Source organism: Streptacidiphilus melanogenes (assembly GCF_000787835.1).
GTDB classification, from domain to species: domain Bacteria; phylum Actinomycetota; class Actinomycetes; order Streptomycetales; family Streptomycetaceae; genus Streptacidiphilus; species Streptacidiphilus melanogenes.
On record NZ_BBPP01000026.1, the window covers coordinates 16,972 to 42,125 of the forward strand.

At 72.4% G+C, this 25,154-nt stretch carries 22 protein-coding genes; 11 read left to right on the plus strand and 11 right to left on the minus strand.

Going from position 1 to position 25,154, the window contains the following annotated elements; all coding sequences use genetic code 11:
- Positions 1–18: 18 nt before the first annotated feature.
- Together TR49_RS24765 and TR49_RS24770 are read right to left on the minus strand one after the other, a co-directional pair.
- Entirely contained in the window at positions 19–888 is an 870-nt protein-coding gene (locus TR49_RS24765; RefSeq protein WP_042385424.1) for a sugar phosphate isomerase/epimerase family protein, read from the minus strand.
- Positions 889–996: 108 nt separating this feature from the next.
- Entirely contained in the window at positions 997–1,926 is a 930-nt protein-coding gene (locus TR49_RS24770) for a Ppx/GppA family phosphatase (RefSeq protein WP_042385426.1), read from the minus strand.
- A gap of 138 nt (positions 1,927–2,064) precedes the next feature.
- Between TR49_RS24770 and TR49_RS24775 the strand changes: the two genes are divergently transcribed.
- Positions 2,065–2,886 carry a DUF3109 family protein gene (locus tag TR49_RS24775; protein WP_169790005.1) on the plus strand — a complete coding sequence of 274 codons (822 nt, stop codon included), beginning with the start codon at positions 2,065–2,067 and terminating at the stop codon, positions 2,884–2,886.
- Positions 2,887–2,919: 33 nt separating this feature from the next.
- On the opposite strand, the gene TR49_RS24780 is transcribed toward TR49_RS24775, so the two are convergent.
- Positions 2,920–4,560 (minus strand): BACON domain-containing protein, encoded by a 1,641-nt coding sequence (locus TR49_RS24780; RefSeq protein WP_052434610.1) that lies wholly within the window; start codon positions 4,558–4,560, stop codon positions 2,920–2,922.
- A gap of 166 nt (positions 4,561–4,726) precedes the next feature.
- Here TR49_RS24780 and radA point away from each other — a divergent pair, with 166 nt between their 5' ends.
- The gene (radA, locus tag TR49_RS24790) at positions 4,727–6,283 is read left to right on the plus strand and encodes a DNA repair protein RadA (protein WP_084725379.1); all 1,557 of its coding nucleotides are present in this window, start codon (positions 4,727–4,729) and stop codon (positions 6,281–6,283) included.
- A 202-nt stretch (positions 6,284–6,485) separates the two neighbouring features.
- Positions 6,486–7,592 carry a DNA integrity scanning diadenylate cyclase DisA gene (gene disA / locus TR49_RS24795; protein ID WP_042385433.1) on the plus strand — a complete coding sequence of 369 codons (1,107 nt, stop codon included), beginning with the start codon at positions 6,486–6,488 and terminating at the stop codon, positions 7,590–7,592.
- On the opposite strand, the gene TR49_RS24800 is transcribed toward disA, so the two are convergent.
- Both TR49_RS24800 and TR49_RS24805 read right to left on the minus strand, forming a co-directional pair.
- Entirely contained in the window at positions 7,583–9,028 is a 1,446-nt protein-coding gene (locus TR49_RS24800; RefSeq protein WP_063770163.1) for a chloride channel protein, read from the minus strand. The genes disA and TR49_RS24800 overlap by 10 nt on opposite strands.
- A gap of 111 nt (positions 9,029–9,139) precedes the next feature.
- Positions 9,140–9,997, minus strand: coding sequence for a hypothetical protein (locus TR49_RS24805; RefSeq protein ID WP_160311634.1), 858 nt, complete (start codon positions 9,995–9,997; stop codon positions 9,140–9,142).
- A 155-nt stretch (positions 9,998–10,152) separates the two neighbouring features.
- On the opposite strand from TR49_RS24805, the gene TR49_RS24810 reads away from it, so the two are divergent.
- The 5 genes from TR49_RS24810 to TR49_RS24830 all read left to right on the plus strand — a co-directional run bounded on the left by TR49_RS24810 (position 10,153) and on the right by TR49_RS24830 (position 15,415).
- Entirely contained in the window at positions 10,153–10,860 is a 708-nt protein-coding gene (locus TR49_RS24810; protein ID WP_042385434.1) for a response regulator transcription factor, read from the plus strand.
- On the plus strand, positions 10,857–12,323 hold the full coding sequence (locus TR49_RS24815) for a sensor histidine kinase (RefSeq protein ID WP_236653513.1): 1,467 nt from the start codon (positions 10,857–10,859) through the stop codon (positions 12,321–12,323). The genes TR49_RS24810 and TR49_RS24815 overlap by 4 nt, the downstream gene beginning before the upstream one ends.
- A gap of 209 nt (positions 12,324–12,532) precedes the next feature.
- Complete coding sequence (locus TR49_RS24820; protein WP_042385440.1) at positions 12,533–13,414, plus strand: iron-sulfur binding domain-containing protein; 882 nt, start codon at positions 12,533–12,535, stop codon at positions 13,412–13,414.
- Between the two features lie 103 nt (positions 13,415–13,517).
- Positions 13,518–14,129, plus strand: coding sequence for a TetR/AcrR family transcriptional regulator (locus tag TR49_RS24825; RefSeq protein ID WP_042385444.1), 612 nt, complete (start codon positions 13,518–13,520; stop codon positions 14,127–14,129).
- 173 nt (positions 14,130–14,302) lie between these two features.
- The gene (locus TR49_RS24830) at positions 14,303–15,415 is read left to right on the plus strand and encodes a ferritin-like domain-containing protein (protein ID WP_042385446.1); all 1,113 of its coding nucleotides are present in this window, start codon (positions 14,303–14,305) and stop codon (positions 15,413–15,415) included.
- A 37-nt stretch (positions 15,416–15,452) separates the two neighbouring features.
- Here the strand turns inward: TR49_RS24830 and TR49_RS40330 are convergent, their stop codons facing one another.
- On the minus strand, positions 15,453–16,412 hold the full coding sequence (locus TR49_RS40330) for a hypothetical protein (protein WP_052434612.1): 960 nt from the start codon (positions 16,410–16,412) through the stop codon (positions 15,453–15,455).
- A gap of 155 nt (positions 16,413–16,567) precedes the next feature.
- On the opposite strand from TR49_RS40330, the gene TR49_RS24840 reads away from it, so the two are divergent.
- Positions 16,568–16,885 carry a trypco2 family protein gene (locus TR49_RS24840; RefSeq protein ID WP_042385449.1) on the plus strand — a complete coding sequence of 106 codons (318 nt, stop codon included), beginning with the start codon at positions 16,568–16,570 and terminating at the stop codon, positions 16,883–16,885.
- An 8-nt stretch (positions 16,886–16,893) separates the two neighbouring features.
- Entirely contained in the window at positions 16,894–20,121 is a 3,228-nt protein-coding gene (locus TR49_RS24845; protein WP_052434613.1) for a serine protease, read from the plus strand.
- Between the two features lie 81 nt (positions 20,122–20,202).
- On the opposite strand, the gene TR49_RS24850 is transcribed toward TR49_RS24845, so the two are convergent.
- The gene (locus TR49_RS24850; protein ID WP_042385453.1) at positions 20,203–22,725 is read right to left on the minus strand and encodes an ATP-dependent Clp protease ATP-binding subunit; all 2,523 of its coding nucleotides are present in this window, start codon (positions 22,723–22,725) and stop codon (positions 20,203–20,205) included.
- A 420-nt stretch (positions 22,726–23,145) separates the two neighbouring features.
- On the opposite strand from TR49_RS24850, the gene TR49_RS24855 reads away from it, so the two are divergent.
- On the plus strand, positions 23,146–23,592 hold the full coding sequence (locus TR49_RS24855; protein WP_042385455.1) for a hypothetical protein: 447 nt from the start codon (positions 23,146–23,148) through the stop codon (positions 23,590–23,592).
- On the opposite strand, the gene TR49_RS24860 is transcribed toward TR49_RS24855, so the two are convergent.
- From TR49_RS24860 to TR49_RS44600, 4 genes are all read right to left on the minus strand, one after another.
- Positions 23,523–23,873 carry a histone-like nucleoid-structuring protein Lsr2 gene (locus TR49_RS24860; RefSeq protein WP_042366218.1) on the minus strand — a complete coding sequence of 117 codons (351 nt, stop codon included), beginning with the start codon at positions 23,871–23,873 and terminating at the stop codon, positions 23,523–23,525. The genes TR49_RS24855 and TR49_RS24860 overlap by 70 nt on opposite strands.
- 91 nt (positions 23,874–23,964) lie before the next feature.
- Entirely contained in the window at positions 23,965–24,468 is a 504-nt protein-coding gene (locus TR49_RS24865; RefSeq protein WP_042385458.1) for an amino-acid N-acetyltransferase, read from the minus strand.
- Positions 24,469–24,477: 9 nt separating this feature from the next.
- Positions 24,478–24,918 carry a BlaI/MecI/CopY family transcriptional regulator gene (locus TR49_RS24870; RefSeq protein ID WP_042385461.1) on the minus strand — a complete coding sequence of 147 codons (441 nt, stop codon included), beginning with the start codon at positions 24,916–24,918 and terminating at the stop codon, positions 24,478–24,480.
- Positions 24,919–25,005: 87 nt separating this feature from the next.
- On the minus strand, positions 25,006–25,152 hold the full coding sequence (locus tag TR49_RS44600; RefSeq protein ID WP_042366215.1) for a hypothetical protein: 147 nt from the start codon (positions 25,150–25,152) through the stop codon (positions 25,006–25,008).
- Positions 25,153–25,154 lie beyond the last annotated feature (2 nt).

Here is a 25,154-nt window from a genome sequence, read left to right on the forward strand (position 1 = left end):
TGCCGTCGAGGGTACGCCTTATGACCGCCTGTCGGACACGCTGTCCGGCATGCGAGCACCGGCGGAGGGGGCGGCCTCCTGGCTGGCGGCCGCCAGGTTCAGGCGGGTGAACGCGAGAGCCTCGGCCAGGTCGGCCTCGCGTTCGACGGGCCCCGGCGAGCGGCGGGTGTTGACCTCCAGCACCACGTGCCCGTCGAAGCCGTTCCGGGCCAGCCGCTCCAGCAGCTCCGCGCAGGGCTGCGTGCCGCGCCCGGGGATCAGGTGCTCGTCCTTGGCCGAACCGGACCCGTCGGCGAGGTGCACGTGCCCGAGCCGGTCGCCCATCCGGTCCAGCATCGCCAGCGCGTCCGCGCGGGAGGTCGCGACATGGGAGAGGTCGATGGTGAAGTGGCGGTAGTCCTCGCCGGTCGGGTCCCAGTCCGGCGCGTAGGCAGCGACCTCACGGTCGCGGTAGCGCCAGGGGTACATGTTCTCCACCGCGAAGCGGACGTCCGTCTCGTCCGCCATCCGCCAGATCCCCTGGACGAAGTCCCGCGCGTACTGGCGCTGCCATCGGAACGGCGGGTGGACGACGACGGTCTGCGCCCCGAGCTTCTCGGCGGCGGCGCGCGCCTTCTGCAGCTTCTGCCACGGGTCCGTGCTCCACACCCGCTGCGTGATCAGCAGGCAGGGCGCGTGGACGGCGAGGATCGGCACCTGGTGGTAGTCGGAGAGCCGTCGCAGTGCCTCGATGTCCTGGCTGATCGGGTCCGTCCAGACCATGACCTCGACTCCGTCGTACCCGAGCCGCCCGGCGATCTCGAACGCGGCGGCGGTGTTCTCGGGGTAGACGGAGGCGGTCGACAGCGCGACCTTGGCTTTCGGCACGACAATGCACTCTTTCGCCACGCTCTACAGCTTAGGGACCCTTTTGCCGGGACCCGAGGTGGCGCCTGCCACAGTGGCGCGCTCGCGCACGACCACGCGCACGGCTGCGTGGGACGCGCCGCCGTCCCCTCAGCCCGACATCCGGTCCAACCGCCGCAGGATCACGCCCTCGCGCAGCGCCCACGGGCAGATGTCCAGCTCGTCGACGCGGTACAGGTCCATCGCCGCCTCGGCGACCAGCGCCCCGGCCAGCAGTTGGCGGGCACGTCCGGCGGAGACCCCCGGCAGCAGCACCCGCTGGTCGGTCGTCATCGCGGCCAGGCGCGGCACCCAGTCCTCCAGCGCGCCGCGGGGCAGCCGACGCGACACGAGCGGCCCCTCGGACTCGCGGGCGGCGCCGGTGATGCGGGCGAGCTGCTTGAAGGTCTTCGAGGTGCCGACCACGTGGTCCGGCGGACCGAGGCGGGAGACCTCGGCCACCGTGCGCGCGATCTCCGCACGGATGTGCTTGCGCAGCTCCCGCACCCGCTCGGGGCCCGGCGGGTCGCCCGGCAGCCAGCCCGCCGTCAGCCGGCCGGCGCCCAGCGGGAGGGAGACGGCCGTGTCCGGCTCCTCGTCGAGGCCGCAGGCGATCTCCAGCGACCCGCCGCCGATGTCGAGCAACAGCAGACGGCCACTGGACCAGCCGTACCAGCGGCGGGCGGCGAGGAAGGTGAGTCTGGCCTCGTCGCCGCCGGACAGGACGCGCAGTTCCACGCCCGTCTCGTCCTGGACGCGCTTCAGCACCGCCTCGCCGTTCGCCGCCTCGCGCACGGCGCTGGTGGCGAACGGCAGGACCTCCTCGACGCCCTTGTCCTCCGCGACCCGCATCGAGGAGACGACCATGTCGACCAGCTGCTGCACACCGTCCTCGCGGATCGAGCCTCCGGCGTCCAGGAGTTCGGCCAGGCGCAGCTCTATCTTGTGGGAGTACGCGGGCAACGGAGCCGCACCGGGGTGCGCGTCCACCACGAGGAAGTGGACGGTGTTGGATCCCACGTCGAGAACGCCTAGTCGCATAAGGGTCCACGCTACGCGATGCCGCATGCCCCTCTGGCTCGACCTGGGTCGATCGCCGGCTCTCGCCCCTCCGGCGCGTCCGCGACGCCGGTCGGCGGTGCCGGCCCCGCCGCGGCATAGGCTGTATGGGTGGCAGCAGTGGATGTGACGATCAGCAGCACCGCCGAGGTCAGGGCGGCCGAGAAGGCGGCGAAGAAGGCGGCCAAGGCCGCGCGCAAGCGCGAGGTCCCGCTCGACTTCCCCCGCGCCTGGGTCGAGTTCGCCGACCCGGACGACCAGGAGCAGGTCTTCCGGTGCGACCTGACCTGGCTCACCTCCCGCTGGACCTGCGTCTTCGGACGCGGCTGCCACGGCATCCGCCCCGGCCGCGCGGCCGACGGCTGCTGCACGCTCGGGGCGCACTGGTCCGACGACGACGACCAGAAGCGCGTCCTCGGGCATGCCGCCCGACTCACACCCGGCACCTGGCAGTTCCACAAGCAGGGCACCGGCCCCAAGGGCATCAGCGAGCCCGACGAGGACGGCGACCTGCGCACCCGCCGGATCGACGGCGCGTGCATCTTCCTCAACCGCCCCGGCTTCGCCGGCGGCGAGGGCTGCGCCCTGCACACGCTCGCGCTCGCCGAGGGCCGCGAGCCGCTGGAGACCAAGCCGGACGTCTGCTGGCAGCTGCCGATCCGTCGCGGCTACGACTGGATCGACCGCCCCGACGAAACCCGCTACCTCCAGGTCACCATCGGCGAGTACGACCGTCGCGGCTGGGGCCCCGGTGGCCACGACCTGCAGTGGTGGTGCACCGGCAGCCCGGACGCCCATGTCGGCGCGGAGCCCGTGTACGTCAGCTACCGGGCCGAGCTCACCGAGCTGATGGGCCCCGGCGGCTACGCCGAGCTGGTCCGCCACTGCGAGCGTCACCTCGACCACCCGGCCGGCCCGGTCGCCCCGCACCCGGCTGACTGAACCTTTCTGCAGGCTTCCGGCCGGACCTCGCGATCAGGGCGCGGCGGTGACCGGCGCCGAGGAGGAGCTCGCCGACGGACTGTCCGTCGCGCCGCCGCTCGGTGTCGGGGTGGGCGTCGGCGTCGGCGAGGCGGACGTGGGGCCGGACGACGGCGTCTGACTGGGGCTCGGACCGGAACTCGGGCCGGTGCTCGGGCCGGTGCTCGGGCCGGTGCTCGGGCTTGAACTCGGACTGGGACTCGGACTGGGGGCGCCGCGGCGGGTGCCCGTCCCCTCGAGCGTCACCACCGCGCCCGACGGCTGGAAGACGATCCGGGCGGACCACGGGTCGGCCGGGGCCGCCGACTCGTCCACGCTGACCAGGACCGTCAGCTGCGCGCCGGGCGCGAGCGTGCCGCCGTCGCGGCTCAGCCGCAGCCAGGGGGCGTTCGCGCTCGCCGTCCACAGCAAGGCGCTGCCGCCGGTGTTGGTCAGCGTGATCACCGTGCGGTCGCCGGACTGCGCCGCACCCACCTGGAGCTGCCCCGGCGACACGCCGCCGCCCGCTCCGGCGCCCGGTCCGGCCCCGGGCGAGCCGCCGGGAGCCGAACTCGCGGACGGGCCGGGCAAGGTGACGGTGAAGCCGATGTTCTCGCCCAGGTGGCCGCCGCCCGCCGTGGTGCCACCAGCGGGGGGCGGCGCACCGGTAGCGCCGCTCGCGTCGCCCGCACCCCCCGACGAGCCCGCCGACACACCCGGGGCCACCGGCGTGCCGTCGGACACCCGCACCGAGGTGACCTGCGCGGCCGGACTGCTCGGCCCGCCCCCGGCGTGCACCGCCCACAGCGCCACGGCCGGGCCGGCCACGACCGCCGCCGCGACCGACCCGAGGACGGCCCGCTGCCGCACCGCCGGGGGCTGCTCCTGCTCCCGCGCCCGCTCGCGCGGGCGCACGATCGTCACGTGCACCGGGAAGCCGCGCCGGTCGAAGCGCGGCTCCGGCGCGTCCTGCACCTCCCCGGCGGCGCGCAACGCCGCCCGGGGCAGGTGCACCAGCGGCAGCGACCCGGCCGCCCGGAAGGCGCCCGGCCACGGGCCCTCGGCCGCGCCGCGTTCCGCCGTGCCGCGACAGGTGGGACAGTCGTCCAGATGCCGGACCAGCTCGTTGCGCAGCGCCCTGCCGAGGACGGGCCCGCGCCCGCGCCCGAGCCGGTTCAGCTCCGGGCAGGCGTCCGCGGCGAGGACCGACAGGGCGGCGGCCGTGCGCTCCACCTCGCAGACGCCCTGCGTCAGCAGCACCCCCGCCGCCTCGGCCCGCACCCCGAGCACGGCGGCGATCTCCTCCGTCTCCAGCGAGTGCCGACCCGCCAGCTCCAACGCCTCGCGCTGGGCGGGCGTCGTCCCGGCCGCCTCCGGCCAGGCGAGCCGGGCCAGCCGTGAGCGCGCCGCGGCCGACTCGGCCACCGGCCGGGCCCCGCCGGCCTCCGCCCGCGCCTCCAGCCGCCCCAGGCACACGTGCCGGGCGAGCGCGTACAGCCACGCGCGCTCCGACTCCGGCCGCCGCAGCCGCCGCCGATGGCGCGCGGCCAGCCGCCGCGTCTGCCGCACGGCGGCCACGGCCGCGTCCTGGTCGCACAGCACCGACAGGCAGTAACTGAACAGCGCGTCGGCGAGTTGGTCCTGCAGGGTCTCCACCTCTCCGACGGTAGAGACGCCGCGCCACCCCTTCCGGGGAAGCCACCTCCATCCACCCTTTCGGGTGAGACGAGCGGAGCTCGCACAGCCTTTCGCCGACTCGTCGGTATACCCGGGAACGACCGACGGACCGTGGCTGTCAGTGGTCCCCTGTAGCGTTCCCCGCATGGCCGCGCGATCCAGCACCTCGAAGGCACGCAGCAGTTCTCGCAGCACCTACCGGTGCTCCGAGTGCGGTGCCACGCCGCCCAAGTGGACGGGGCGGTGCACCGAGTGCAACGCCTGGGGCACGGTGGAGGAGGTCGGCGGATCGCCGGCGGTGCGGACGACGGCGGCCGGGCCCGTCTCCTCCCCCGCCCGGCCGATCGCGCAGGTGGACGCGACGGTCGCGGTCTCACGGCCGACGAACATCGACGAGCTGGACCGGGTGCTCGGCGGCGGCCTGGTGCCGGGTGCGGTCGTGCTGCTGGCCGGGGAGCCGGGCGTCGGCAAGTCGACGCTGCTGCTGGACGTCGCCGCCAAGGCGGCGGGGCCGGAGCGGCGGACGCTGTACATCACCGGGGAGGAGTCCGCCTCGCAGGTGCGCCTGCGCGCGGACCGGATCGACGCGCTCTCCCCGCATCTCTACCTCGCCGCCGAGACCGACCTGGCGGCGGTGCTCGGGCACATCGAGCAGGTGCAGCCGGCCCTGCTGATCCTGGACTCCGTGCAGACGGTCGCCTCCGCCGAGCTGGACGGCGCGCCGGGCGGTCCGGCGCAGATCCGGGAGGTGGCGAACGCCCTGATCCGCGAGTCCAAGACGCGGGCCATGTCGACCCTGCTGGTCGGCCACGTCACCAAGGAGGGCGCGATCGCGGGCCCGCGCCTGCTGGAGCACCTGGTCGACGTGGTGCTGCACTTCGAGGGCGACCGGCACGCCCGGCTGCGGCTGATCCGCGGCGTCAAGAACCGCTACGGCGCCACGGACGAGGTCGGCTGCTTCGAGCTGCACGACTCGGGCATCGTCGGTCTGCCCGATCCCTCCGGCCTGTTCCTGACCAAGCGGGCCGAGCCCGTCCCCGGCACCTGTCTGACCGTCACCCTGGAGGGGCGGCGGCCGCTGGTGGCGGAGGTGCAGGCGCTGCTGGTGGACTCGGTGATCCCCTCCCCGCGCCGGGCCACCTCGGGCCTGGACTCGCCGCGGATCGCGATGATCCTGGCGATGCTGGAGCGCCACGGCGGGGTCCGGCTCGGCAAGATGGACATCTACGCGGCCACGGTGGGCGGGGTGAAGCTCTCCGAGCCGTCCGCCGATCTCGCCATCGCGCTGGCGCTGGCCTCCTCCGCCGCCGACACGCCGCTGCCGCAGGGGATGGTGGCGATCGGCGAGGTCGGCCTCGCGGGCGAGGTGCGCCGGGTGACGGGTGTGGAGCGGCGGCTGGCCGAGGCGGCGCGGCTCGGCTTCACGCACGCGCTGGTGCCGCCGGAGCCGGGCAAGGTACCGAAGGGCATGCGCGTGGTGGAGGTCGCCACGATCGGCGACGCGCTGGCGGCGATCCCGGGCCGTCCGGGGCGCGGCGGGCGGCGCGCCCCGCGTCAGGGCCGAGAGACGGACGGCGCGGAGAACCGCCGCGGCCGGGTCGATCTGACGGACGAGCGGCAGCGGGCCGTGCCGAACTACCTCGACATTCCCGACAGTGCGGACGAGCTGATGGCCGGCTGGGAGGAGATCGAGCCGGAGTGATCCGGTGGATTCCCTCGGCCAGGGGCTGCCACGGTGCTTGCGGGGCCTCGCGGTGGGTGTGCGAAGCGCCCCGTGTGACCTGTGTGAGTGAAGTGACGAAATAACACCGATTCCCCGACCTCCGTAATATCCGGGCACACTCACAGGCGGTCACCGGTAAACTCGTACGCGCACACCGCACCCCACCGGAGGAGTCGCCGCCGTGGCAGCCAACGACCGGGCGGACCGCTCCTCCCGCGAGGAGGCCCTGCTCCGGGCTTCCCTCAGCGCCGTCGCCCCTGGCACCGCCCTGCGGGACGGTCTCGAGCGCGTGCTGCGCGGCCGGACCGGCGGCCTGATCGTCATGGGCTTCGACAAGCAGGTCGAGGCGCTGTGCACCGGCGGTTTCGTCCTCGACGTCGAGTTCTCCGCGACGCGCCTGCGCGAGCTGTGCAAGCTGGACGGCGCGGTGGTGCTCGACAAGGACATCACCAAGATCGTGCGCGCGGGCGTGCAGCTGGTCCCGGACGCGGACATCCCCACCGAGGAGACCGGCACCCGGCACCGCACCGCCGAGCGGGTCAACAAGCAGACCGGCTACCCGGTGGTGTCGGTCAGCCAGTCGATGCGGCTGATCGCCCTCTACGTCAACGGTGCCCGTCGCGTCATCGAGGACTCCGCCGCGATCCTCTCCCGCGCCAACCAGGCGCTGGCCACGCTGGAGCGCTACAAGCTGCGCCTGGACGAGGTCTCCGGCACGCTCTCCGCCCTGGAGATCGAGGACCTGGTGACGGTTCGTGACGTGGCGGCGGTGGCACAGCGGCAGGAGATGGTCCGCCTGATCGCCAGTGAGATCGCGGGCTACGTGGTGGAGCTGGGCACCGACGGCCGCCTGCTCTCGCTGCAGCTCGACGAGCTGATCGCGGGCGTGGAGCCGGACCGCGAGCTGGTGGCCCGCGACTACTTCCCCGAGCGCGCCGCCAAGCGCGGCCGCTCCGTCCAGGACGTGCTGACGGACCTGGAGGCGCTGACCCACTCCGAGCTGCTGGAGATCCAGACGGTCGCCAAGGCGCTCGGCTACCCGGGCACGCCCGAGGCGCTGGACTCCGCGGTCAGCCCGCGCGGCTACCGCCTGCTGGCCAAGGTGCCGCGGCTGCCGAACACCGTCATCGAGCGCCTGGTCGAGCACTTCGGCGGGCTGCAGAAGCTGCTCGCCGCCAGCATCGACGACCTGCAGACGGTCGAGGGCGTCGGCGAGTCCCGGGCCCGCTCGGTCCGCGAGGGGCTCTCGCGTCTGGCCGAGTCGTCCATCCTCGAGCGCTACGTCTGAGCCGTTCCTGAGCCCGGAGCCGAGCCCGGCGCGGAGTCCGTCCGCGAGCCCGACCCGGTCGGCGAGACGTTCGGCGACGCCGCGGACGACGAGCCCTGGACGGCCTCGGGCGGCCGGGGCCTGAGCTTCGTGGCGACGACGAAGCTCACCACGGCGGCGACGAGTATCAGCGGCGCCGCATCCCGCGCGTTCGCCCCGACCAGCAGGATCGCCAGCAGACTCGCGGTGACCGGCAGCCCGGTGATCGCCGCCCCCGAGGCGGCCATGCCGACGGAGAGTCCGGCCGCCGCACCGAAGCCGGGCAGGCCCGCGCAGGCGATCCCGCAGGCCGCCCCGACCATGATGGCCGGGAAGATCGGCCCACCGCGCAGTGAGCCGAGGCTGATGCCCCAGGCCAGACCCTTGAACAGGACCAGTAGCACGAGGGTGGCGACGCCCCAGGACTGCGGGTTCGCGGCCAGCTGACTCAACGTCGCCTGCCCCGAGAGGGCGGCCTCCTCCGGTGAGCGGCCGGTGAGCAGGGCGTAGGCGGCGGTGCAGGCGCCGACGCCGACGGCGCAGACGACGATGCGCAGGCCGGTCCGGTGCGTGGTGAAGGCGGCGGTGTTCCAGCCGAGCGCCTGCACGCTGACGACCAGGATCGCGATCAGTGCCGCGAGCGGGATGCCCCACAGGTAGTCCGGGGCCGTGGGGACCTCGCTCTTGGGGACGCTCTGCAGGGTCAGCGCACCGATGTCGAGACCGGTCCAGTGGCCGAACCCGGTGAAGACCAGCCCGCCCACGCCGCTCGCCAGCAGGCAGGGCACCACGAGCAGCAGCAGCTGCGGGCCGCCGAGCCCGGCCGCCTCCAGCACCATCACACAGCCCACCACCGGATTGCCGAAGATCGTCGCGATGGCCGCCGAGGAGCCGGCGGTCGCGACGATCGCCGCCGCCTTCGGCTGCGCCTCGCGCTGGGCCCGGCGGACGCCGAGCAGCGCCAGGGCGCCGCCGAGCGCCATCAGCGGCGCCTCGGGACCCAGGGAGGCGCCGAGCGGCAGGGCGATGAGGGCGGCGACGAGGACCGAGGGCAGGTACGTCGGCGGCTGCGGCGGTCCACCCAGGCCCCGCACCGGCAGATGGCCGCCCTTGCCGGGCATCCGGGTCAGCACGGGCACGAGCAGCAGGCCGGCCAGGGCGAGCGTCGGCAGCGGCCACCACCACGGCGGCTGGTGGTAACCGAGCCCCGAGGGGAGCGACGTCCAGATCCAGTTCTGCATCTGGTGCTCCAGCCCGACGAAGCCGAAGGCCACCAGGGAGACCGGGATGCCGACCAGGGCGGCGAGCAGCAGCAGCTTCAGATAACCGGGGCTGAGCAGCACGGCCTTGAGCTGTACCGCTCCGGGGGACTCCTGCTGGGCCGGCGGTGCTTCGGTGCCTGCCTGGTTCGACGCCATGGGCTCAGCTTCAGGCGCGCCGCGTCGCGCGAACGAGCGGACATTCCGGACAATCTGACGACTCACCCGTTCGGGCGAGTCTCCCCGGGCCCAGGCACCCCGCCGAGGCGGTCAGCTGCCGAACGGCGCCAGCTTGAACCAGTGCTGCGGCTGTGCCGAGACGCCGCCGATGCCGATGTGGGCGACGTACGTCCCCGCCGGGGCGCTACTGCCGCCGTCGCCCGGGGTGCAGCCCGGCTTCGAGGTCGTCCGGCCCCAGCCGAACAGGGCGGTCAGCGGACCGTCGCCCGCCGCCGGAACGGCGTACCACTGGGACGAGGTGTCCTTCGGGCAGAAGCTGGAGGACCAGACCGTCGCGCCCGTGTCGGAGGTGATGGTCAGCACCGCCGACTTGGCTCCCAGGTCCACCTTGCACGCGGAGCCGCCGGTGTTGGTGATCCCGAGCTGGAAGCCGGGGAACTGCGAGGGCCGGTAGGTCTGCGCGGTGCTGGTCAGCGACAGGTCGAGGTCGGTCGCCGCGCAGGTGGGGAGATTCCTGGTGCCCGGCTCGTTCGGCGTCAGCGTCGAGCCGGAACCGCCCGTGCCGCCCGCTTGGCCGGAGGTCGAGCCCGTGCCGCCGGACGTCGCAGCCGTGCCACCCGAGCCGGGGCCGGAGGGGCCTGTCACGACCGGAGCGCCGGTCGGCGCGCTCGTGGGCGTGCCCGAGGCGGAGGCTCCGGCACTCGGCGAGGCCGAGCCGCTGCCGCCGACCGCGCCGTCGTTGGACCCGCCGCGCGTCGGGCCGGGCGTCAGCGAGCTGGCCGGGGTTCCGACGCTGCCCGCGCTCGCCTTCCGGTCCGGGCCGCTGCCGCCGAAGGCGAGCACGCCGACCAGCACGACCGCGGCGGCGAGGGCCGCGAGCACGACGATGCGCCGCCGCCAGTAGATTGACGCCGGCAGTGGTCCGACAGGATTGCGCAAGGAAGGCACGAGCAAACCTTACGAGAGTTCCGCCCCTCCTCAGTGCAACACCGCCGTACCTGCTGCTTCTTCTTTCACATCATCGTCCTGTTCGGCCGACTGGTGGTCAGCACTGGGCCGCCCGACTGGCGTTGGCGAGAACTTCGAATAGACGTGGAGGCGTGATGTCGGGACGCGTGCTCGTCGTCGACGACGACGCGGCGATCCGCCGCTCGTTGGAGCGCGGACTGCGGCTCAGCGGATTCACCGTGCTGGTCGCCCCGGACGGCTCGGCGGCGCTGGACCTGATGGGGACCGCATCGCCGGACGTGCTCGTCCTGGACGTGTCGATGCCCGGGCTGTCCGGGATCGAGGTCTGCCGCCGGATCCGGGCCGAGGGCGACGAGACGCCGGTGCTGATGCTCTCGGCCCTGGACGAGCTGGCGGACCGGGTCGCCGGGCTGCAGGCGGGCGCCGACGACTACCTGATCAAGCCCTTCGCACTGGAGGAGCTGGTGCTGCGGCTGCACGCCCTGCTGCGCCGCCGCCCCGCCCCCGCGCCCACGGAGGTCCTCCAGGCCGGTCCGCTGGTGGTCAACCCGACCACTCGGCAGGCCTTCCGCGAGGGCGCGGAACTCAAGCTGACCCGCCGGGAGTTCGCGCTGCTGGAGCAGTTCGTCCGCAACCCCGGCATCGTGCTCACCCGCGACCAGCTGCTGGACCGCGTCTGGGGCTACGACTTCGAGGTGCGCACCGACGCCGTGGACACCTTCGTCAGCTATCTGCGCCGCAAGCTGGAGGAGGGCGGCCGGCCACGGCTGCTGCACACCGTGCGCGGCGTCGGCTTCGTACTGCGAGAGGCTGGACCGAACAGAGGAGAGGGGGCCATATGAGAGCCCGGCCGATGAAGCTGTCGACGCGACTGGCCCTGTGGGTCGCGCTGACCGTGCCGCTGGTGGTGCTGGCGCTCGGCGCGCTGCTGGTCGGACTGGTCGGCCACGACCTGCGGCAGCAGCAGAACACCCGGCTGCGCACCCTCGCCGTCGCCCTCCAGCCGGATGTCCGCAGCATTCTCAACGCCCAGCGGGGCGGGCGGCCGAACGTCGAGCGGCTGCGCAACCGGCAGGTCCTCTCGGCCGCGCTGGACGCGGGCGTGCTCGTGCTCGACAGCCAGGGCGCCGTCGCCCTGGACGGCGGCCCGAGGCCCGCCGCGACCGTAACCCTGCCGCGGCCCACCGACGCGCTCGTCAGCCTGCCCGGTTTCCGGGCCGTCGGCGTCTCCCTGGCCGGCACGGGCGGCACGCTCTGGGTCTTCTCCCCCGACAGCTCGGTCGACACCCAGCTCAAGAGCCTCCGCGGGAACGTGCTGCTCGCCACGCTGGCCGCGATCCCGCTGGCCGGCCTGCTGGCGCTGGCGCTCGCCCGCCGCGCCACCCGGTCGCTGCGCGCGCTCGCGGCGCAGGCGTCCGCACTCGACCCGCGCGGCGGCGCGGCCGCCTTCCGGCGTGACGCCTCCGGCGTCGCCGAGGTCGACGACCTCGCGACGGCGCTGAGCACCGTCCTCGCCCGCTACGACGAGCAGGCCGCGCGGACGGGCGAGGCCCTGGAGACCGCCCGTGCGTTCGCCTCCGCGGCCTCCCACGAGCTGCGCACGCCGCTGATGTCGATGCAGACCAACCTGGACGTCCTCGCCGCGCACCCCGACCTCCCGGTCGGCGAGCGGGCGGAGGTCGTCACGGATCTGCGCGTCGAGCACGCGCGCCTGCTGGAGCTGCTGACCGCGCTGCGCACGCTGGCCCGCGGCGATCTCGTCGAGGCCGACGCGTTCACTGAGCTCGACCTGGGCGAACTGGTCGACTCCTGCGTGGCGGCCGTGGGCCGCGCGAGGCCGGAGGCGTCGCTCTCGTTCTCGGGCGGCTACGGCGTGCGGGTGCGGGCCTGGGAGCCGGGACTGAAGATCCTGGTGACCAATCTGCTGACGAACGCGACCGTGCACGGACATCCACCGGGCCGTCCCTCGCAGGTCTCGGTGGGGCTGGTGGTGGCCGGGCAGGAGGCGCTGCTGACGGTGGACGACCGCGGACCGGGCATCCCGCCGCAGCGGCGGGCGGAGGTGTTCGAGCGGTTCGTCCGGGGCGCGGAGAGCCCGGGCTCCGGTCTCGGTCTGACCCTCGTCGCCCAGCAGGCCGCGCTGCACGGCGGCACCGTCACCGTCTCCGACGCCCCGGGCGGCCCCGGCACCCGCTTCCTGGTCCGCCTGCCCCTGAGCGGCAGCCCGTTCCAGGAACCCGGCCGGCGCAACTGGCTGACGCAGACCCTCAACCTGCAACTCCAGGGCCGCGGCGACCGCCCGTAGCCGGGCCGGGTCACCGAGGCCCGGCAGGGGCAACGAGTGTGCGGCCGCCGACTCCTGGCCCTGCCCACAACACCCGGCACGCGCTCGGCCTTCGGCGGGGCGGTGTCCCACGACGCCGAAGGCCGGGGTCGTGGCCGAGGTCGGCGGCCCCGGCTCCAGGGCCCGGCAGCGCCGAGTGTGGCGCCGGTCCCACTAGACTCGTCCCCGCCATGGATACCGCCGCTGACACCCTCCACCGTCCCGTGCTCGCCTGGTACTCCGTCTCCGCGCGGGACCTGCCGTGGCGGCGGGAGGACGCCTCGCCGTGGGCGGTGATGGTCAGCGAGTTCATGCTGCAGCAGACCCCGGTCAAGCGCGTGCTGCCGGTCTACGAGGAGTGGCTGCGCCGTTGGCCCACGCCGAAGGCGCTCGCGAACGAGCCGGCCGGCGAGGCCGTGCGGGCGTGGGGGCGGTTGGGCTACCCCCGCAGGGCCCTGCGGCTGCACGCCGCGGCGACCGCGATCACGGAGCAGCACGACGGGGAGGTCCCGGCCGACCACGGGCAGCTGCTCGCGCTGCCGGGAGTCGGCGAGTACACCGCGGCCGCCGTCGCGTCGTTCGCGTTCCGTCAACGGCACGCGGTGCTGGACACGAACGTGCGGCGCGTCCTCGCCCGTGCCGTGTCCGGGCAGGAGTACCCGGCGAACGCCACCACCGCCGCCGAGCGCCGGACGGCGACGACGCTGCTGCCCGACGATCCGGAGACCGCCGCGACCTGGGCGGTGGCCGTGATGGAGCTGGGCGCGCTGGTGTGCACCGCGCGGACGCCGGACTGCGGGCGCTGTCCGGTCGCGCGGGGCTGCGCCTGGCGGCAGGCGGGATCGCCGCCGTGGGAGGGACCGGCGCGGCGCGGGCAGAGCTACGAGGGGACGGACCGGCAGGTGCGCGGCAAGCTGCTGGCCGTGCTGCGCGAGGCGCCGGGAACGGTGACGCAGGCGCAGCTGGACGCGGTGTGGTCGGACGGCGTGCAGCGGGCGCGGGCGCTGGACGGCCTGGTCGCGGACGGGCTCGTGGAGCCGGTCGCGGCGGGCGTCTACCGTCTGCCGGGTTGATCACTTGCTTGCCGACCGGCTAGTAGCGCCGATCGGAGCACGCTAAGCTCGTGCTAGTCCTGCGCGCGGAGCGCAGCTGATCCGGCGGAGCGAGTAGACAGCGATGACCACCCAGACCCCCCGCGGGGATACCCGGGAGCGCATTCTCGACGTGGCCCTGGAGCTCTTCGTGGAGCATGGCTACGAGAAGACCTCGCTCCGCGAGATCGCCGACCAGCTGGGGGTCACCAAGGCGGCGCTGTACTACCACTTCCGCACCAAGGAGGACATCCTCGCGGGCATCGTCGCGCGGATCTCCGAGCCGATCGAGCAGACCATCGCCTGGGGGCAGCAGCAGGAGTACAGCCCGGCCGTCCGGGACGAGATCCTGCGCCGCTTCGCCGAGGGCATGGCCGACCGCCAGCCGATCCTGCGGTTCTTCCACGAGAACCAGCCCGCGATCCGGGAGCTGGAGGTCGGCAATGCCTTCAAGGACCGGATCATCGTGCTCACCCGGCTGATGCAGGGGCCGAACCCCTCCTTCGAGGACCGGGTCCGGGCCACCGTCGCCCTGATGACGATCAACATCGCCGCCTTCGTCGCCGACGCGCACGAGCGCGAGGAGGACGTGCGCGACCTGCCGGAGCTCCCCGACGACGGCACCCGCAGGGAGACCGCGCTGCGGATCGCGCTCGACGTCGCCGACCGGATCGGCAAGGTCGCCACCGAGGCGTAGCGGGCGCTCCCCACACCGGCCCTACGCCGGGTATTGACACCGAGTCAATACTCAGGTGCCACAAGGAACCCGGGGACCGGAGTGCCCGGTCGCTGTCTCCGGACGCCGTTGACCGGTTGGTAATGCCATGTGACGCTCCTGAGGAGCCCTTCCGGCGTCCAAGGAGCGAGTCAATGTCGACGTACGACCTGTACACCACCAAGCCCCCGGAGCAGGACGGCCAGTGGACCGTGCCGGCCTCCGGCGAAGCCCGGTTCAACTGGGAGTACGACGAGGGCCGCGAACGGCTGCTGAACCTGTACCAGAAGGGCAAGGACAAGCAGTGGGACCAGGTCAAGCGCATCGACTGGTCCCTCGAGGTCGACCCGTACGACCCGCTCGGCGTCCCCGACGAGGCGATGACCCTCTACGGCTCGCCGTACTGGGACAGGATGAGCGAGGCCAACCGCGCCGACCTGCGCCGGCACTACGCCTCCTGGCAGTTCAGCCAGTTCCTCCACGGTGAGCAGGGCGCGATGGTCTGCGCGGCCCGCATCGTGGAGTCGGTCCCCGACATGGACGCGAAGTTCTACTCGGCCACCCAGACCATGGACGAGGCCCGCCACGTCGAACTGTACTCGCGCTTCCTGCACGAGAAGATCGGCATGCTCTACCCGATCAACGACAACCTGCAGTCGCTCCTGGGCGACACCCTGCGCGACTCCCGCTGGGACATGCCCTACCTCGGCATGCAGGTGCTGATCGAGGGCTTGGCGCTGGCCGCGTTCGGCATGCTGCGCGACACCACCAGCAAGCCGCTGCCCAAGCAGCTGCTCGCCTACGTGATGCAGGACGAGGCGCGCCATGTCGCCTTCGGCCGGATGGCCCTGCGCGACTACTACTCCCAGCTGTCGGCGAAGGAGCTCGCCGAGCGCGAGGAGTTCGTCATCGAGGGCTGCTACCTGATGCGCGACCGGCTGCGCGGCGTCGAGGTGCTGGAGAACTTCGGCATCCCGAGGAAGGACGCGGAGGAGCTCAGCGAGAACAGCGAGTACCTGCAGTTCTTCCGCAAGCTGCTGTTCTCGCGGATCGTGCCCTGCGTGAAGGACATCGGCCTGTGGGGCCCGGGGCTCCAGCAGGCCTACCTCGACATGGGGGTCTTCGACATGGGCGACTCCAACCTCGACGCGCTGATGCAGCAGGACGAGGAGATCGCCGAACAGCTCGACGCGGAGCGCTTCGCCGCCGAGGAGAGCGCCCGGGTCGAGGAGGTCGCCGAGGCGATCGCCCAGGGCGCGGAGTCCTGAGCGACCGCCTCATGCGGGTGGTGACCCCCGGTCAGGGTCAGTGGGTGACCGTCACCAGACGGTCGGCGGACTTCTCGAACGGGTCGTAGGAGGCCGAGACGATCACCTTCTGGGACGCCGGGGCGCCGGCGTCCCAGTGCGTCACGCGCACCCGGACCGTGTAGGCGGCGCTCGCGCCGTTCGCCCAGTGGGCGGGCAGCTTGGGCAGCCCGGCGCCGTCGGTGCCGATCGTCACCCAGCGGCCGTTCTCCCACAGGTCGTAGGCGAGCGTGGCGTCGAGGGACCCGGCACCGGGCAGCTCCTCGAGCACGCCCGGCTGGAGCCGCTGCGCGACCGCCGCGCCGGTGTGGTTGGTCAGGGTGTAGCGCAGCACCAGCGGCTTGCCGGGCGCCACCACGTTGCCGCCGGTCAGCGTCTGCACGATCGGGCCGCCGGTGTGGGCGGTGCCGACCTGGAGGTTCAGCTGCCGGTCGGCCGACGCGCCGCCGTTCTGCGCGGCCACGTTGAAGCCGAACTGGAGGCGGTCGTCGTTGACCGGCCAGGCCTTGGTCGCGGCCAGGGTGACCTTCCAGGTGTACGTGGCGTGCGCCGGCAGCGTGAAGGTGCTGCCGAACTCGCCGCCCTTGGGGAAGAAGGAGCCGAGCAGGCCGCCGTCCTGCCCCCCGAACGTCAGGCCCGTCGCGGGCGCGTGGACGGGCGTCACGCTCAGCTTCACGTCGGTCCCGTCGACCGCGAGCGCCCCGTGCGGGCCGCCGCCGAGCTCGCTGCCGAACGCCACGGCCTTGCCGGAGGTGTTGGTGACGGACAGGTCGAAGACCTTCGCCGCCCCGCCGGGCATCAGCGGGCCGGACTGGATCCGGCCCAGCGTCATCACCAGCGGGCTGGTGGCGGCCGCCTTCGCGGGCTGAGCGGCCTGCGCCGCCCCGGGCAGGGCGACGGCGGCGGAAACTGCGGCGACGACAGCGGCCCCGGCGAGGACCTTGCGGCGAACGGACATGAACGGACCCCCACAGGTGCGCATTTCGTTGGTCGCCATCGCGGCGACACGGGAAATCCTCACCCACGGCCGTTCGCACCCGATCCCTGTCGTGTCACCGCTTCGCAACAGGCGAAAGCTCGTTCCCAGGCGCGGACTTCAGGGATCATGGCGGCATGGACGAACACCGCGTCGGTCTCGCCGACGCCATCGAGGCGATCCGCGGCCAGCTCGTCGACGCCGCCGAGCGCGGCGCCGGGTCCGAGCTGGCCTTCGAAGTCGGGGACATACAGCTGGAGTTCAGCGTCCAGCTGAGCCACGACCGGACGGCCAGGGGCGGCGTGAAGGCATGGGTGCTGACGGCCGGCTACGAGTCCGCGCAGGCACGCGCCGAGACACAGCGGGTCAGCGTCACCCTCAGGCCGAAGCGGCGGGCGAGCGGAGCGGACGTCCTCGTCGGCAATGACGAGGCCCCCGACCTGGACGGCTTCTGAGGTCAGCCGTGACGCATCCTCAACGCGAGCGCATCGCGGCCGTGCTGGGCCGCAGCCAGGGCAGCGGTTACCTGCTGAGCCCGTGGATGGTGCTGACGGCGGCGCACGTCGTCGGCGAGGAGCCGACGGCACAGGTGGCGATCCCGGGGTTCGGGGGGCCGAAGACCTGCCGGGTGGTCTGGCGGCGGCAGGACAAGCGGTGCGACGCCGCGTTGCTGGTGGCGGAGGAGGAACTGCTGCCGACCGCGGTGACCCAGGGGTTCGAACGGCTCTCCTGGGGGCTTCTGCGCGGCCTCACCGCCCGGCGTGGAGCGACGGCGGTCGGTTTCCCCCAGGCGCAGCGGTCGGCCGAACGACGGCTGGACAGCGAGCAGATCGTCGGCACGCTGAAGCCCGCCAGCGGACTGATCAGTGGGCGGGCCGTGCTGGACAGCGAGCACGGCGCGCCGCTCGCCCCAAAGGACGGCTCGCCCTGGGCGGGGATGTCCGGCGCGCCGGTCTTCCTCGACAACTGCCTGGCCGGGCTCGTGCGTTCGGTGCCGCGGCAGTGGGGGGAGGCGCGACTCGAACTGACCCTCGGCGAGGAGTTCGTGCAGGACGTCGAGGTCCGGCGTCTCTTCGAGCGGAACGACGTCGCGTTCCTCGACACCGTCCTCCAGCCGCCCGCCGAGAGCTTCGAGGAACGCCTGCGCGCCTACCTCGGCCGGGAGTGGGACAAGGTCAAGATCTACGGGGTCACCCGCTCCGGCGGCGGTGACGGCAGCTGGCGGCTCGACATCGCCTACCTCAGCCTGGAGCTGGCCAACCGTGAACAGGCTCGCCGTGACGCGGGCGACGAGGAGGCCGCGCCCGCGTCACGGCGCGTCGAGGACGCGCTGGCGCAGCAACGGCGGATCCTGCTGCGCGGGAACGCGGGCTCCGGCAAGACGACACTGCTGCAGTGGCTCACCACGCTCTCGGCTCGCGACGAACTGCCGGACCAGTTGGCTCAGTTCAAGGGTTGCACGCCGATCCTGCTACGGCTGCGCGCGCTCGCGCGCAGTGGGCAGGCCCTGCCCGGCCCGGAGGAGTTCCTGAAGGCGTCCGGGAATCCGCTGTCCGGGTTTCCCGGCTCACAGGGGTGGGTCGGCGCCCGGATGGCCGAGGGCCGGGTGCTGCTGCTCGTCGACGGGATCGACGAGGCGCCGGCGAGTGAGCGCCGCCGGGTGCGGGAGTGGCTGAGCGGGCTGCTCGCCGCCTATCCGGACGTGCGCTGCGTGGTGACGACCCGCCCCTCCGCCGTCCGCGAGGGCTGGCTCGCCGACCTCGGCTTCGCCGAGCTGGACCTGCTGCCGATGAGCCGCTCCGACGTGGCGGCGTTCATCGAGCGCTGGCACGCCGCCGCGGCCGCCGGCGCCGGGCCGGACGAGGAGCAGCGGGAACGGCTGGAACGATGGCGGTCCATGCTGACGGAAGCCGTCGGCCGCAAGCAGGACCTCGGCCGCCTCGCCACCAACCCGCTGATGTGCTCCCTGATCTGCGCGCTCAACGCCGACCGCCAGGGGCATCTGCCGAGCGGCCGGATGGCCCTCTACGACGCGGCGCTGGAGATGCTGCTGGTCCGCCGCGACGAGGAACGCGGCGTCGACCCGGCCTCCGAGGGCCTGGCCCTCAGCGAGGCCCAGCAGCAGGCGCTGCTGGGCAAGCTCGCCTACTGGCTGATCCGCAACGGGCAGTCGGAGCTGTCCGCGAGCCAGGCCCTGGCCCGGATCGAGCACGCGCTGCCGCAGATGCCGCACATCCAGGGCTCGGCCGAGGCGGTGCTGCGCCACCTGCTGGTCCGCAGCGGGCTGCTGCGCGAACCGGCGCCCGGAGCGGTCGACTTCGTGCACCGCACCTTCCAGGACTACCTCGGCGCGCAGGCGGCGATCGAGGAGGGCGACATCCCGCTGCTGGTCGACCGCGCCCACGAGGACCAGTGGGAGGACGTGATCCGCCTCGCCACCGGCCACGCCCGCCCCCGCGAGCGCGCCGACCTGCTCACCCGTGTGCTCCAGCGCGCGGAGGCCGAACCGGAGCACGCCCACCGCCTCAGGCTGCTGGCGGCGGCCTGCCTGGACATGGCCGTCGAACTCGACCCCGCCGTCCGCGAGGCCGTCACCACGGCCGCCACCGCGCTGGTGCCGCCGCGCGACGCGACGGCGGCCCGGGAGCTGGCCTCGGCCGGCCCGGTGGTGCTGGAACTGCTGCCCGGCCCGGAGGGCCTGGACGACGAGACGGCCCACGCCGTCGTCGTCTGTGCGGGCAACATCCTGAGCGAGCGCGCCCTGCCACTGCTGGCCGCCTACGCGGACCACCCGTACCTGGACGTGCGCGCCCAGCTGGCCTACTCGTGGCGGAACTTCGACACCGAGGAGTACGGCCGCGAGGTGATCGCGCGGCTGGACCGCTCCCCCGACCTCCGGCTGATGATCAGCAGCCGGGGCGAGGCGGAGTTCGCCGCCGCGAACCTGGCCGACGTCCGCCGGATCGAGTACTCGGGGGACCTGCCGCAGGACGTCGTCGAGACGCTGCCGCTCGGCCCGTTGGTCGAGTGGCGACTGCACGAGAACCCGCGCGCGATCGACCTGGCCTTCCTGCGGGACGCGCCGCAGCTGGAGCAGCTGATGGTGATCAACTGCTCGGGAGCGCTGGACCTGGCGCCGCTCGCCGGCACGGACATCCAGCGGGTCATCATCCTCGGCTGCCCCGGAACCGCGTCATGGTCCGCGCTGGGACGGATGCCGCGGCTCACCCACCTGAGTCTGGCCGACGCCGGGTCCTTCCTCGACGTCCTGCCCGGGGAGCTGGAGGGGATCCTGCAGGCTCCCGCGCTCGGCTCGCTGCGGGTGATGGCACGGGACCTGCTGCCCGAGGGCTGGCCGACGCTCCGCGCGCACGGCCGGATCACCGCGCTCGACCTGGACGACCTCGACCTCGGAAGCCTGTCCCGGCTCGAACCCCTGCCCCGGGTCACCTCGCTGCGGGTGCGGAACCCGCGCCGCGCGGAGCTGCTGCCCGAGCTCCCCCGGGTCTTCCCCGGGCTCACCTCGCTCTGGATCTACGGCGCGGACGGAGGCGGGCTGCCCACGGACGGCCTGCCGCCGGGCCTGCTCCTCGCCGTGGACGGCGGGCAGCCGCCCGGCACCGAGCCCGTCGCCACCCCACCGGTCCGCTGGGCCGGCCAGCTCCCCTGGTACCGGCTCCTGGAGCGCTGAGCGGACGGCGAAGGGCCCGGCTCCCTGAGGGGAGCCGGGCCCTTTCGTTCGGCCTGTCCGGCCTCGTTCAGGCGGCGGCCGTCACGCGGTCATGTCCGTCGGGCCACCGGTCGCGGCGACCGGCGGGGCGTCGGCCACGGGGGCCTTGTCCGCACCGTGGAAGGTGAACTTGGCCTCCTTGCCCTCGCCCTCGACGTCGACGACGACGATGTGGCCGGAGCGCAGCTCGCCGAAGAGGATCTTCTCGGAGAGCGTGTCCTCGATCTCGCGCTGGATCGTGCGACGCAGCGGACGCGCGCCCAGCAGCGGGTCGTAACCGCGCTTGGCGAGCAGCATCTTGGCGGCCGGACGGAGCTCGAGGCCCATGTCGCGGTCCTTGAGGCGCTCGTCCACCTTGGCGGCCATCAGGTCGACGATCTGGATGATCTCGTCCTCGCCGAGCTGGTGGAAGACCACGATGTCGTCGACACGGTTGAGGAACTCGGGGCGGAAGTGCTGCTTGAGCTCCTCGCCGACCTTGGCCTTCATCCGCTCGTAGCCGGTCTGGACGTCGCCCGTGGCCGCGAAGCCCAGGTTGAAGCCCTTGGAGATGTCCCGGGTGCCGAGGTTGGTGGTCATGATGATGACCGTGTTCTTGAAGTCCACGACCCGGCCCTGGGAGTCGGTCAGGCGACCGTCCTCCAGGATCTGCAGCAGCGAGTTGAAGATGTCCGGGTGGGCCTTCTCGACCTCGTCGAAGAGGACGACCGAGAACGGCTTGCGGCGCACCTTCTCCGTCAGCTGGCCGCCCTCCTCGTACCCGACGTAGCCGGGCGGGGAGCCGAACAGGCGGGAGACGGTGTGCTTCTCGCTGAACTCGGACATGTCGAGCTGGATCAGCGCGTCCTCGTCGCCGAAGAGGAACTCGGCGAGTGTCTTGGACAGCTCCGTCTTACCGACGCCCGAAGGGCCGGCGAAGATGAAGGAGCCACCGGGACGCTTCGGGTCCTTCAGGCCCGCGCGGGTACGGCGGATGGCCTGCGACAGGGCCTTGATCGCGTCCTTCTGGCCGATGACGCGCTTGTGCAGCTCGTCCTCCATGCGCAGCAGACGCGAGGACTCCTCCTCGGTCAGCTTGAAGACCGGGATGCCGGTGGCGGTGGCCAGGACCTCGGCGATGAGCTCCTCGTCGACCTCGGCCACGACGTCCATGTCGCCGGCCTTCCACTCCTTCTCGCGCTTGGCCTTCGCGGTCAGGAGCTGCTTCTCGTTGTCACGCAGCGAGGCGGCCTTCTCGAAGTCCTGCGCGTCGATCGCGGACTCCTTCTCGCGCCGCACATCCGCGATCTTCTCGTCGAACTCGCGGAGGTCCGGCGGAGCCGTCATCCGGCGGATGCGCATCCGGGAACCGGCCTCGTCGATCAGGTCGATCGCCTTGTCCGGCAGGAAGCGGTCCGAGATGTAGCGGTCGGCCAGGGTGGCGGCGGCCACCAGGGCGGCGTCCGTGATGGAGACGCGGTGGTGCGCCTCGTAGCGGTCGCGCAGACCCTTGAGGATCTCGATGGTGTGGGCGAGCGACGGCTCGGCGACCTGGATCGGCTGGAAGCGGCGCTCCAGGGCCGCGTCCTTCTCCAGGTGCTTGCGGTACTCGTCCAGCGTGGTGGCGCCGATGGTCTGCAGCTCACCCCGGGCCAGCATCGGCTTGAGGATCGAGGCGGCGTCGATCGCGCCCTCGGCGGCGCCCGCACCGACCAGGGTGTGGATCTCGTCGATGAACAGGATGATGTCGCCGCGGGTGCGGATCTCCTTGAGGACCTTCTTCAGGCGCTCCTCGAAGTCACCGCGGTAGCGGGAGCCGGCGACCAGGGCGCCGAGGTCCAGCGTGTAGAGCTGCTTGTCCTTGATCGTCTCGGGCACCTCGCCCTTGACGATCGCCTGGGCCAGGCCCTCGACGACGGCCGTCTTGCCGACGCCGGGCTCGCCGATGAGCACCGGGTTGTTCTTGGTGCGGCGGGACAGCACCTGCATGACCCGCTCGATCTCCTTCTCGCGCCCGATGACCGGGTCGAGCTTGGCCTCGCGGGCGGCCTGCGTCAGGTTGCGGCCGAACTGGTCGAGGACCAGGGAGGTCGACGGGGTGCCCTCGGCCGGACCGCCGGCCGTGGCGGACTCCTTGCCGCCGGAAGTCTGGTAACCGGAGAGCAGCTGGATGACCTGCTGGCGCACCCGGTTGAGATCGGCGCCCAGCTTCACCAGGACCTGGGCGGCGACGCCCTCGCCCTCGCGGATCAGGCCGAGCAGGATGTGCTCGGTGCCGATGTAGTTGTGGCCCAGCTGAAGTGCCTCGCGGAGCGACAGCTCCAGGACCTTCTTCGCCCGGGGGGTGAAGGGGATGTGACCGGACGGGGCCTGCTGGCCCTGGCCGATGATCTCCTCGACCTGCTGGCGAACCGCCTCGAGCGAGATCCCGAGGCTCTCCAGGGCCTTAGCGGCGACACCCTCACCCTCGTGGATCAGGCCCAGGAGGATGTGCTCGGTGCCGATGTAGTTGTGGTTGAGCATCCGGGCTTCTTCCTGAGCCAGGACGACAACCCGCCGCGCGCGGTCGGTGAACCTCTCGAACATCGTTAATCGCTCCTCAGAGCGGTCGGGGCAGTGAGGGAAAATCCCCTCCCTGTCCTACCGCATGCTAGTCCCGGAGGCCGGAACAGCTCCTCACTCCAACCGTCGACACCCGCTGGTGGGGGACCGTGCGACGGCCGACAATGACTCAAACCGAATGCTGCGGGATGGTGTTCCCGCAGGCCAGGCAGATCCACCTGGAATCGCTACGCCGACGGCGAACGCCCCCCGAAGGGCGTCACCGACACGCCGCGACCCCACCGCTCACGGGGCTCCCCACTTGGGCATTCATACCCAGTGGCGTACCCCGTCCCGGGCTGGGTGACTCCCGGGGCGACGGCGTCCGGTGTTCGCTGACCGAGGAATCCGGCGATTCCCTATCTCGAGCGTAACCGGAATGAGTGGCCACCGGTTGGTTGATATGTGCCCTTCGCAGCGAAGCAGGCCGCCTCTCCCCCTCCGGAGAGCTGCGACCTGCTCGACGTACCCCTGGTCGGCGGTCTGCTCGCGCTGGCCCGGATGGACCTGCGCGGCCGACCGACCGGAGCGGCGTGGACGCTCGGCGACCGCCTGCTGCTCCCGGTTCCTCCGGGGGCGGCCGACGAACTGCCGGGGCTGCTGCACTGGCTCGGCTGGGGCCATCTGCACGGCCTGCTGAGCGTGACGCGGTCCCGGACCGCCGCGGCGGCAGTCCCGCTACGGCCGGGCGTGACGCCCTGCCCCGAACCGCTCACGCGGCTGCTCGACACCTGCGCCGACGCCTGCGCCCACCTGGAGCTGCTACGGGCCGGACGGCCCGATCAGCCGTGCGCCTTCTCGTACGCCTCACGGATGTTGCTCGGCACGCGGCCGCGCTCGTTGACCTCGTAGCCCTGCTCCTTGGCCCAGGCCCGCATCTTGGCGGTGTCCGGGTTGCCGCCGACCGGACGGGCCGCGACGGCGGCCCGGCCGCGGCCGCGGCCGCCGGCGGAGCGGCCGCTCTGCTTGCGGCCCTTGTCCGTGTAGGGGGCCAGCAGCTCGCGCAGCTTGCCCGCATTCGCGTGGGTGAGGTCGATCTCGTAGGCAACCCCGTCGAGAGCGAACGTCACCGTCTCGTCCGCCTCGCCGCCTTCGAGATCGTCGACAAGAAGGACCTGGACCTTCTGCGCCACGGGTGTCCCTTTCCTCAAAAGCCTGGATTACTCGTAGGAAAGCAAACCGTCTTTCCGCGAAAAATTCAACCGGCCCCCGAGAACTCATCTCTCACAGATGCAGCAGCATCCGGGTGTTGCCGAGGGTGTTCGGCTTGACGCGTTCCAGATCCAGGAACTCCGCGACACCTTCGTCGTAGCTGCGCAAGAGCTCCTCGTACACGGCGGCGTCGACCGGAGTCGAGGCGATCTCCTGGAAGCCGTGTTTGGTGAAGAACTCGACTTCGAACGTCAGGCAGAAAATACGACGCACGCCGATCCATCGGGCGGTGTCCACCAGCTTCTGCAGCAGCGCGTGCCCGATGCCGGTGCCGCGGCAGGAACGGTCCACGGCCAGGGTGCGGACCTCGGCCAGGTCCTCCCACATGACGTGCAGCGCGCCACAGGCGACGACCTCCGCACTGTCGTCGCGTTCGGCGACCCAGAACTCCTGGAGCGACTCGAAGAGGGTCACCGTGGGCTTGTTGAGCAGGATCCGTTCGCGGGCGTACCCGTCCACCAGACGTCGGATCGTGGGCACATCGGCGGTCCGCGCACGGCGGATGGTGACCTGCATGCGCAGACGCTACCGCGCCTCACCCTCTTGCGATGACCCGCCTTCCGGCGAGGAACGGGCCTCGCCCGCGTCGATTTCGACCGGGAAGATGGAAGGCGCGAAGATGCGAAGAGCGTCGCCGAGTGCCTCCTGCTGCTCCGGCGACATCATGCCGAAGAAGTGCACCAGAGCCGCCGCCGGGTTGTCACTCGTCTCCCACGCGTCGTTCATCAGCGCCGCGGTATAGGCCTCGCGGGTGGAGACGGGCGCATATCGATACGCGCGCCCTTCCTGTTCCCGGCGCAGCCAGCCCTTCTGGAACAGCTTGTCCATCACGGTCATCACCGTGGTGTATGCGATCTCCCGTTCCTGCTGGAGATCCTCCAGAACGTCGCGAACGGTCACGAGCCGGTTCCACTGCCAGAGCCGGGTCATGACCGCGTTCTCGAGTTCACCGAGTGGGCGCACCATGACAGTGCAAATATCACTTTTGCCCGAATTAATCCACGACAGAAGGGGGTGTGGGGTCAGCAGACCCCACACCCCGGTCCGTTCGTACTACTCCTGGGAGGCCGTCATCGCCTCGGCCGCCGCGTCCTCCTTGGACGCGTTCGCGCCGCCCTGGTTGCGGAAGAGCGTGCGGATCATGAAGCCGAAGGCGATGGCCATCACGACCGGCGGAGTCAGAGCCTCGATGTACTGCATGG

Excerpts from the sequence above, each read along its gene's own strand:
- TR49_RS24830 (WP_042385446.1), top strand. The coding sequence starts at position 14,303 with ATGTCGACGTACGACCTGTACACCACCAAGCCCCCGGAGCAGGACGGC.
- TR49_RS24840 (WP_042385449.1), top strand. The coding sequence starts at position 16,568 with ATGGACGAACACCGCGTCGGTCTCGCCGACGCCATCGAGGCGATCCGC.
- TR49_RS40330 (WP_052434612.1), bottom strand. The coding sequence starts at position 16,412 with ATGTCCGTTCGCCGCAAGGTCCTCGCCGGGGCCGCTGTCGTCGCCGCA.
- TR49_RS24810 (WP_042385434.1), top strand. The coding sequence starts at position 10,153 with ATGTCGGGACGCGTGCTCGTCGTCGACGACGACGCGGCGATCCGCCGC.
- TR49_RS24825 (WP_042385444.1), top strand. The coding sequence starts at position 13,518 with ATGACCACCCAGACCCCCCGCGGGGATACCCGGGAGCGCATTCTCGAC.
- TR49_RS24870 (WP_042385461.1), bottom strand. The coding sequence starts at position 24,918 with ATGGTGCGCCCACTCGGTGAACTCGAGAACGCGGTCATGACCCGGCTC.
- TR49_RS24865 (WP_042385458.1), bottom strand. The coding sequence starts at position 24,468 with ATGCAGGTCACCATCCGCCGTGCGCGGACCGCCGATGTGCCCACGATC.
- TR49_RS24800 (WP_063770163.1), bottom strand. The coding sequence starts at position 9,028 with ATGGCGTCGAACCAGGCAGGCACCGAAGCACCGCCGGCCCAGCAGGAG.
- TR49_RS24770 (WP_042385426.1), bottom strand. The coding sequence starts at position 1,926 with ATGCGACTAGGCGTTCTCGACGTGGGATCCAACACCGTCCACTTCCTC.
- radA (WP_084725379.1), top strand. The coding sequence starts at position 4,727 with ATGGCCGCGCGATCCAGCACCTCGAAGGCACGCAGCAGTTCTCGCAGC.
- TR49_RS24850 (WP_042385453.1), bottom strand. The coding sequence starts at position 22,725 with ATGTTCGAGAGGTTCACCGACCGCGCGCGGCGGGTTGTCGTCCTGGCT.
- TR49_RS24815 (WP_236653513.1), top strand. The coding sequence starts at position 10,857 with ATGAGAGCCCGGCCGATGAAGCTGTCGACGCGACTGGCCCTGTGGGTC.
- TR49_RS44600 (WP_042366215.1), bottom strand. The coding sequence starts at position 25,152 with ATGCAGTACATCGAGGCTCTGACTCCGCCGGTCGTGATGGCCATCGCC.
- TR49_RS24820 (WP_042385440.1), top strand. The coding sequence starts at position 12,533 with ATGGATACCGCCGCTGACACCCTCCACCGTCCCGTGCTCGCCTGGTAC.